This is a genomic window from Pedobacter frigidisoli, assembly GCF_004331675.1.
GTDB lineage: Bacteria > Bacteroidota > Bacteroidia > Sphingobacteriales > Sphingobacteriaceae > Pedobacter > Pedobacter frigidisoli.
On the sequence record NZ_SJSN01000006.1, the window covers coordinates 297,346 to 304,160 of the forward strand.

The 6,815-nt window shown below is 36.8% G+C and carries 6 protein-coding genes; 4 read left to right on the forward strand and 2 right to left on the reverse strand.

Annotated features, from left to right (window positions below):
* The first annotated feature begins 98 nt into the window (after window positions 1-98).
* Window positions 99-1,082: a PDDEXK nuclease domain-containing protein gene (locus EZ449_RS09790; RefSeq protein ID WP_131558173.1), complete on the forward strand. Its 984-nt coding sequence runs from the start codon at window positions 99-101 to the stop codon at window positions 1,080-1,082.
* 2 nt (window positions 1,083-1,084) lie between these two features.
* Window positions 1,085-2,182 (forward strand): mandelate racemase/muconate lactonizing enzyme family protein, encoded by a 1,098-nt coding sequence (locus EZ449_RS09795; RefSeq protein WP_131558175.1) that lies wholly within the window; start codon window positions 1,085-1,087, stop codon window positions 2,180-2,182.
* A gap of 144 nt (window positions 2,183-2,326) precedes the next feature.
* On the opposite strand, the gene EZ449_RS09800 is transcribed toward EZ449_RS09795, so the two are convergent.
* The gene (locus EZ449_RS09800; protein WP_131558177.1) at window positions 2,327-3,190 is read right to left on the reverse strand and encodes a glycoside hydrolase family 25 protein; all 864 of its coding nucleotides are present in this window, start codon (window positions 3,188-3,190) and stop codon (window positions 2,327-2,329) included.
* 244 nt (window positions 3,191-3,434) lie between these two features.
* Between EZ449_RS09800 and EZ449_RS09805 the strand changes: the two genes are divergently transcribed.
* Window positions 3,435-3,782 (forward strand): nuclear transport factor 2 family protein, encoded by a 348-nt coding sequence (locus EZ449_RS09805; protein WP_131558179.1) that lies wholly within the window; start codon window positions 3,435-3,437, stop codon window positions 3,780-3,782.
* Window positions 3,783-3,905: 123 nt separating this feature from the next.
* A complete protein-coding gene (locus EZ449_RS23615) occupies window positions 3,906-5,132 on the forward strand; it encodes an MFS transporter (protein ID WP_131558181.1) in 1,227 nt (408 codons plus the stop codon).
* 40 nt (window positions 5,133-5,172) lie between these two features.
* On the opposite strand, the gene EZ449_RS09815 is transcribed toward EZ449_RS23615, so the two are convergent.
* Window positions 5,173-6,153, reverse strand: a complete 981-nt coding sequence (locus EZ449_RS09815) for a glycoside hydrolase family 43 protein (RefSeq protein WP_131558183.1) — start codon at window positions 6,151-6,153, stop codon at window positions 5,173-5,175.
* Window positions 6,154-6,815: the final 662 nt, after the last annotated feature.

The following is a 6,815-nucleotide window of genomic DNA, read 5'->3' on the forward strand; positions in this document are numbered from 1 at the left end:
TTGATTATCAATTTTAAATCGTAAAGCTATTAATTATCTACAAAGCTGTTCTGTTTTAGTTTTTGTTTTTATACTTTAGTTGGAAATCTATACAATTAATGGAAATAGCCAAAAACGATTTATTTAGTGCTATAAAAGAGATTATTGTTCAATCTCGTTTTAAGATATTTCGAGTGGCAAACGCTGCGCTACTAGAATCTTATTGGCAAATTGGAAAGTTGATTGTTGAGGATGAACAGCAGGGAAAGCTAAGGGCTGATTACGGAAAGGAAACCTTGAAAAATCTGTCTAATCATTTAACACGAGAGTTTGGAAAAGGATTTGATGAACGTAATTTGAACAATATGCGAGCATTTTATAATGCTTTCCCAATTTGGTACGCAATGCGTACCGAATTGAGCTGGACACATTACCGTCTTTTATCAAGACTTGATTCAGAAGAAAAAAGGAATTTCTATATTAATGAGAGTATTGCTTCAAATTGGAACAGCAGAGAACTACAACGACAAATTAATTGCTTATCATTTGAAAGAGCACTAACAGAACCTAAAGAAAACAAACTAAAACCGAATATTCAAGATTACATTAAAGATCCATATATTTTTGAATTCCTAGGTCTAAATCCAGACACTAAAAATACAGAAAGAGACTTAGAATCTGCCATTATTAATCATCTACAAAAATTCTTGCTTGAATTTGGTAAGGGGTTTGCGTTTGTTGCTCGTCAACAACACATTGTAACTGACACTTCTGATTTCTTTATAGACTTAGTGTTTTATAATTACATTTTAAAATGTTTTGTCATCATCGATCTTAAAACTACCAGTTTAAGCCACCAGGATATCGGGCAGATTGATATGTACGTTAGAATGTATGATGACTTAAAGCGGAATGATGGCGACAACCCAACAATCGGCCTATTGCTTTGTACAGAAAAAGATGAAACGATAGTAAAATACTCAGTTTTAAACGATAAAAATCAATTATTCGCCAGCAAATACCTATTGTACCTACCTAAAGAAGAAGAATTAAAAGCCATAATCGAAGAAGATAGACAACGTTTCGAATTAGATAATTTATAATTATGAAAATCACCCATACCGAAATATATCGCTTTAGCATCCCGATGGAACCTTTTGTGATTGCAACAGGAACCATGCATTTTGCCCAGAATGTATTAATTAGAATTTACACCGATGCAGGAATTCACGGAATTGGAGAATGTTCTGCATTCCCGATGATTGTTGGAGAAACGCAAGATACCTGCATTGCAATGGCAAAAGATTTCGCCGCAATTCTGAAAGGCAAAGATCCTCTAGAAATTCCCGAAAGAATGAACGATTTATTGGGATATGCAGATCATAACGGCACGATAAAAAGTGCTTTCGACATGGCACTTTTCGACATTGCCGCCAAAGATGCTGGCTTGCCATTATATAAATTTCTTGGCGGCACGAAGAGAACCATCGAAACTGATATGACGATTGGTATTGATACACCCGAGGGAATGGCTACTACTGCATTAAAATACCAAAGCAAAGGTTGCAGAATTATAAAGATAAAACTTGGCAAAAAAGTACACGATGATATTGAACGCGTAAAACAAATACGTGAAGCTGTTGGTGAGGAAATGACTTTACGTTTAGATGCTAACCAAGGTTGGAGCTTCGATGATGCCTTATTTGCTTTGGGCGAACTTGCAAAATATAACATTGAGTTTTGCGAACAACCTATGAGAACTTGGTATGATGATAAATTACCCGAATTAAATGTAAATTCTCCCATTAAATTAATGGCAGATGAAAGTTGCTATAACCATCACGATGCCAGAAAGCTGATCAATAGTCAATCTACCACCTATCTAAACATCAAATTTTCTAAATCTGGTGGAATTTTAGAAGCGCAAAAAATTCATGAAGAAGCTTTGCAAACTGGGGTAAAATGCATGATTGGTAGCATGCTCGAAAGCAGAATTGCCCTGAGTGCTAATCTACATTTCGCTTATGCCAGTCCGAATGTGGAGTTTTTTGATTTAGATACCGCACTCTTGGGGCATCTGGTTGATCCTTGTGTTGGTGGATTAACTTACAACGGTTATTTTCTTGATGTTCCCGAAGAAATAGGAATTGGCGCAGAAGCTGATGAGTTTTTCTTGGAGAAATGCGAAAGTTGGATAATATAATCCCCCTAGTCCCCTAAGGGGGAACTAACGGCAAAGTGGAAATAGCATAAACAATATAAATTTACGTTAGAAATTCAAGTTCCCCTTTAGGGGCGGAGGGGTTAAACGATGGAAATGAAATCCCCCTCTGGGGGATGGGGGTTATTAGTTTCTCATTTTTTCCAATGCCAAACTATCTCCATTAAAAGCATTAAAATCTACAATATGGCCAATGCCGTTAATTTTTGCCTTATCAGAATGTTGCCAGAATTTCCACCGGCTTTTATCGAGCCTAAGTTTGGGCTGATAATAATGTGCTATCCAAAGTGGGTATTCATCAAAACGGTCGACTAAATAATCTTCGTAAAATTTTAAACCTGTGTAAATAATCGGTCTAACTTTAGTTTTCACCTCTACGTAGTTTAAAAAATCGGCAAGTTCTGCCCGCATTTTTAAAGGCGAGACACCATCTAAACTTTCGATATCCACAACAGGAGGTAGATCTCCTTTTTCTATATTTACCACCTGCAAAAAAAACTTGGCTTGCGTTTTTCCATCTTTTTTTGGTCTGAAAAAGTGGTAGGCACCACAGATTATTCCAGCTTTTGGCGCCTCTCTCCAATTGCGTTGAAAATAAGAATCTACCAGCATAATGCCCTCAGTTGCCTTAATAAACGCAAAACGGATACTTACATCATCCTCTTTCATTTCCTTAACTTTTTGCCAATTTATTTTTCCCTGATAGTAAGAAACATCAATCCCATGGATACTGTATTTCTTGGGAATTTTGATATTAAAACTTTTGTAGGTACGATAATTTGGATCTTGTCCCCAATCTTTTACCCACCGCCAAGTAGCCACAAAACCTTTCAACACATAACCATAATAAAACGGCGAAAGCAAAATGAGTAGCAAGCCAGCGATCGCAATTTTCCATTGCATTGAGAAAGGCTTCGATTTCTTTTTACGTGATGTAGGTTTTCTTGCGATTGGTTTTCGTACAATAGGTTTTTTATTATCTGGTGGCATAAGATATTTGAAGCAGCTAAGTTGAGGAAAATGTGGGGAAATAAAAAAAGCAGGCAACAAACTAAAACATGCTATTAAAAAAATCTACTTTTTAAAAAGGGCGATTAACTTTTACATGAAATGCTTTTAACAATAACCCGATTACGGTTCCTAGTAAATCTTTTCATATAACAAAGAAATATTCAGGAAGACAAAAACATCTCATGCTATATACGGTTATTTATTTAATCCTAGTTGAAATAACATGAGTTTAAATAATAAACAAATATTAGAAAAGGCAAATGCAGCGATTTCCGCAGGAGATCATGAGGGCTTTCTAGCGTTATGCACTGATGATACCGAGTGGACTTTTGTTGGCGATCAAACCCTAATTGGCAAAGAATCTGTCAGGGCTTACATGAAAATCGCCTATCTAGAGCCGCCAATATTTGTAGTAGAAAAACTAATTGCTGAGGATGAATTTGTTACGGCTATTGGCACAATTAATTTAAAAAATAATGATGGGCAAACAGTTGAATACGCCTATTGTGATGTATGGCAATTTAGTAATGGCAAGCTCTTTAAGTTAACGGCATTTGTAATTTCGGCTTAAATTACTATTCATCAGCTTATAATCTAGAAATCTCTCTAATAATCTTTACAAAACATCCCCCCAAATTCTCCCGTCAGTAAGAAATCTATTGCTTTTTACTACTTTTACGCCTCAAACAAAGGCATGTTCAAGCTCATTTTAAACACATATAAAACGTCTTTCAGTGGTTTAAGTCGCGAAACTTGGCTTTTGAGTATTGTGATGATGTTTAACAGATGTGGCAGTATGGCCGTACCTTTTATGGGTTTGTACGTTACCCAAAGCTTACATCGATCGGAAATGGATGCAGGTTTAATTATCACCCTGTTCGGTGTCGGTTCAATTTTGGGTTCTGCAGTAGGCGGAAAACTCACAGATATGATTGGCTTTCGACCAGTGCAAATTTTATCATCAATAATTGGCGGCTTGCTGTTTATCTTATTCTCATCAATAACCAATTTTTCCACCTTGTGTATTCTTGCAGTTGTCATTAGCTTTTTTTCTGAGGCATTTCGACCTGCAAATTTTACAGCGGTTGCACATTACGCTACGGAAAACACCATTACCAGATCCTATTCATTAAATAGATTAGCAGTAAATATCGGTTGGTCAGTTGGAATAAGCTTGGCTGGAATTATTGCCTCAATTAATTATAAGCTTCTATTTATTGTAGAAGGTGGCGTAAGTATAGTGGTAGGATTACTAATTTTATCTTTTTTACCAAGGGTTAAAGGTTTTATAAAACTGGCTAAAGAAAACGCTACCAAACACGTAATAATGAAACCATGGAAAGATGTATTCTATGTAAAATTTATTTTGCTCACTACAGTTTTCATTACCTGCGCCTTTTTAATGTTTCGGGTTGTGCCCGTTTTTTTTAAGGAACAATGGCATATCGATGAATTCGCAATCGGGCTAATTATTGGACTGAACGGCGCCGTGATTGCGTTATTCGAAATGATTATGATTAATAAAATTGAAGCGAAAAGATCTCCAATGTTTTTTATCATAATCGGCGCTGTATTCTTTGCCATTTCATACATCATGCTTACTGCACCGATAAGTTTTCACATTGCTACAGCAATCATTGCCATCATTATTTTTACTGGCGGCGAAATGTTTGCATTGCCCTTTATAAACACAATTGTAATTAATAGGAGTAACGAACATAATAGAGGATTATATGCCGCTGGCTATACTTTAAGTTGGTCTGTTGCACAGGTTATTGGGCCTTATACAGGGTTTTTAGTAGCAAGGAATTTAGGATATAATTGGCTTTGGTTAGCTCTTGCCTGCATGCTTTTATTATGTGCTTGGGGCTTTAGCGTATTAAATAAAAAGCAAACCAAATCCATATTGGAAACAATTTAAATTCAGCTTGAAAACCAAAGTAATTCAAGCTGAATTTTAATTATTTAACTTTTTGTGCCTTAACACCTTCATTAGTAATCTTAACTGGAAGAATATTTCCATCAGCATCAAATTTCATCTCATCGATGCAGGTTACACGATGGTTACCATCGGTTTCTGTTAACGGTCTACGATGATAAACAATATAATAAGCACCCTTTTTCTCATTGATAATTACTGAATGGTGCCCTGCTCCTGTGGCAATTGTAGCATCCTGTTTTAATATTTTCCCCACTCTTTTAAAAGGACCAAATGGAGAATCGCTCACAGCATAAGCTACGGAATAATCTGGGCCAGTCCACCCACCTTCGCTCCACATAAAATAATATTTACCATTTCTGATAAACATATACGGACCTTCTACATAATTATCTGGCGTTATTTCCTTAAAAGTAGTTCCATCGGCAAAAGGCACAAAACCAGAGAAATCGTTATTTAACTTTGCGATATTGCAATGTCTCCAGCCACCGTAAATAAGGTAGTATTGTCCATCTTTATCCTTAAACACAAATTGATCAATCGGTTGTGCACCGTTATGAAATTTATCTACCAAAGGTTTTCCTAAATGATCTTTGTATGGCCCTTCGGGTTTATCGGCGACTGCAACACCAATTCCGCCAATTTCACTATCACTTTGAATGTCGTTAGCACCAAAAAACAGGTAATATTTCTTGTCTTTTTGAACAATTGCTGGTGCCCACATGGCTTTATTTGCCCATTTAACTGCTGCAGTATCCAAAATATGTGGATGCTTTTTCCATTTCACCAAATCAGTAGAGGAAAAGGCATCTAAAAAAACCTGCTCTTTGTATTTGGAAGAATATGTGGGGTAAACCCAATATTGATTGTTAAAGATAGCAACATCTGGGTCGGCGTACCAACCTTGAAATATTGGGTTTCCAGATTGCTTAATCGTTTTACCACTTTGCGCAAAAGAAGTTAAGCCTGATAAAAGTAAAAGAGATGAGAATAGGTATTTCATGCCCACAATTTAGGAAAAAATATGATGTTTAGAAACTGATAAGTTCAAATGCCTTTTTGGAAAGCAATTACAGTGGTGCTTTGGCATCGACAGTCCCGCCCCCGTTTCTGCCGATGAAATATCGGCATTACACTTCGGTCGGGTTTAGGTGGCGCAGCTAGGAAAATTATTTAAGGTTGCAAATTGCAAACCTAAACCATTTAAATGAGGGGATTTTAATTTCGGGTTTTGTGGGAACAAGTTTTGCAAAAGAACTTCAGTCCTTAATTATTAAACCCGACAGCAACGGCAGCCTCCGATTTTTTCTATCGGAGCTACAGAGTATGGCGGGACTAAAAAATCCGATGGAAAACTAAATGCTCATTTATCGAGTAGGAAGATAGGGATTAGTTCCCTATCTGTCCTCTCACACCACTGTACGTACCGTTCGGTATACAGCGGTTTGCTAGAATAACTTCGTTTGGTGTGTCGTTTTCCAATAGTAATAATTTGCGAATCCATCTAGTCCAAGGCCAATAAAGAACTTCTTGTCGAGGGTTGTAAGTAATGTCGGGCTGTTTGCAGTCCTACAGTACCCCTTACGGGTATTAGACAACTGATAAGCCCTTGACTTTACTACACCCATCTTCATTAAATTCCGCGCTCTACCCGTTATACTCTTC